At 72.7% G+C, this 2635-nt stretch carries 1 pseudogene; it reads left to right on the top strand.

The annotated features are described in order from the left end of the window. Positions 1-2635 (top strand): annotated as a pseudogene (locus tag AC31A1_RS49795) (hypothetical protein); the annotation flags it as partial.

Below are 2635 nucleotides of genomic sequence, written 5' to 3'. Positions count from 1 at the left end.
CATCCCCACCGAGGCCTCGCTCACCTGGCCCACCTCCCAGGCCCCGACCGCACAGCCGCCCGCGCGGGGCCAACTCCCGTCGAGCTACGTGAACTCGTACGGCGCGCTCCCGGACGGGACCGTCGGGCTGGTGTACCCGGAGCCGTTCTCCGACGAGGTGGTCCAGGGGCTGCACCGGCAGGTCTACGAGGCGCTCGGGCTGGATGCCGACAACCCGCCCGAGCCGGTGCGCGAACAGGTGCAGGACGCGCTGAGCCGGGAGAACCTCGCGCTCCAACTCCCGTACCTGCGCTCGAACGGCGGTCACCGCATCACCGTCCAGGTCGGCGGACGCGATCGCACCGTCGACGTACAACTGACGCTTTCCGACGCGCGGGCCTCGTTGCGGCAAGGCCGCTTCGACCCGCGTGACCCGGACAAGCATGTCGAGCGGCGCGGGTTCGGCACGCGGGAGAACTTCTCCAGCCAGCCGTCGGGGACGTACCGCACGATCCAGGCGCCGTGGACCGGTACGTTCCCGATCACCGCGCCGACGCCGGTGCGGGCGGTGGACGGGTCGGTGACGCTGTCCGTCACGCACAACCAGGCCAGTGACGCGACGACGGTCACGCAGGCCGTCCAGACGACCTCCGCCCAGCGCTCCAACGAGCCCTCGGATCCAGTGGAGTTCACCACGCACTGGCGCGTGCGCGTCGACGGCCCCGCGGTCACCGCGGCACCTGCTGCGCCGACCGCGCCCGCCACCGCCCCGGCGACGGACGGGTGGCGCGGGCCGGTGTCGCACGGTTCCACCACGATCTGGTTCCCGCGGCACCTCACCACCGCCGATCCGGCGCCGGGTTCGCTGCCCGCGCCCGCCGCGCCGACCGACCTCCCGCTCTACGGCGTCGACTCCGTGATCGATCCCCGGGCGCTGTACGAGCACGTCCACCAGGCGTTCCACACCCACCTGGACGACACCGCCGCCGGACAGGTCGCGGACTTCCTCTCCGAACAGGTGCTGCGCGGCACGCTGCCGATGCAGATCCACGGCGGGCTCTACTCGCCCGTGATCACCGACGCCGACGGCAACGCGGTCGGCATGCTGCACCTGGTCACCGAGCCCGGGACCAGCACCCCGCTGCGGCAGAGCACCGCGGGCCAGATCAACCTTGAGAGCCACCTGGTCAACACCGCGAAGGTGGACCTCTCCTCGAAGTACACCAGCGGGATCGGGGTCAGTGGCACCGCCGCCGTCGCCCTCACCGGCGACCACAGTCAGGGGCATCCGGACGCGTCGAGCATGATCGGCGGCAGCCTCGGTCTGCGCGTGCAGGGGCAGGCGACCGTCACCAACACGTACAGCGCGAGCAGTTCGGCGGGCACGATGCACGCCATCCGCACCAACCAGAGCCATCTGCTCGCCCCCACCGCGGTCACCTACCGGGTCGCCCTGATCCAGCCGGACGGCAACCGGCTTCAGGCGCCCGCGCTTCCCCGGACCCACGGCATGGATCTGCGGCTCCTGAGCGGGACGACCGCCGCCGGGCACACGCCGACCCCCGCCGAGACGCGTGAACTCCCGGACTCCCTGGAGCGGTTGGACGGCATCGGGCTGAGCGCGGCGCCGCTCGACGTCACCGGCACGGATCGTCTGTTCGACGAGGCGGAGACGTGGCTGCGCCGTGAAGGCTTCCTGCCGTCCGCTCACGGCATGGTGCGCGGCCATGAGCCCGAGCACCAGATCCGGCTGCACGCCCAGCTCAACAACCTGCGCCGGCTGAAGGAGGCCCGTTCCCGCACCGGGCTGCGCGCTGCCACCGATGCGATGGTCGACGGCGGACACGCTCTGCACTTCGAGGTGCCCAACAGCTCGGACACGGGCGTCCGTCGGGTCCGCCTGTTGCTCACCGCGGAACGGGACACCGGGCAGGCCAGCACTCATGACCTCGTTCTGCCGGGTATCCAGGTCATGGGTCTGGCGCAGATGGCGGGCAGTGACGCCGAGCAGCGCGGTGAGTCGTACAGCGGTGCGTTCGGGGCGTTGGGCAGTGTCGGCGGGCCGTTGCGCAGCTGGGGGTCCATCGCGTTCGGGGGCGACCACCAGTACGGCCGGCAGATCACGCACGGCGACACCGTGGGCGGCGCCACCGGCCACGACCAGTTCTTCATCGCCACCAACCAGGACAGCCACGCGTTCGACGTGCCGGTGCGGTTGGCCCTGGACCTGTACGCGGACGACGGGGTCGAGCCGAGCGAGCGGTTCGGGCGGAACCTGAACCAGGCCGCCGTACCGGCACCGGCCGCCGTACCGGCCCCAACTGCCGCCGGTGTACCGCCCGTTGCCCCCGCACCGCCCGTCGCGCCGACGGTCACCGGCACGCTGCGGCTGGCGGTGCCGCACGGCCGTACCCACGCACCCGCGACGACCCCCGCGCCGCCCGTACGGGCCGACGGGGCGCCGCGTCCGGTCGACGCGGCCGACACGCGCCGTCTCGCCGCGACCGACAACCGGGGCAACCCGCGCCCGGGTCTGGTGCGGATACCGGACGACGCGCTGATCGACACCGTGCGCGGCTCCGCGGCCATCGAGTCGGTCTTCCGGCGGGCCGCCCGGGAGATCCGCCACCAGGCCCAGCAGGTGACGGCCCCCACC

It is taken from the genome of Streptomyces sp. P5F9 (assembly GCF_057961495.1).
This window is presented reverse-complemented; position numbering and strand designations above follow the sequence as displayed.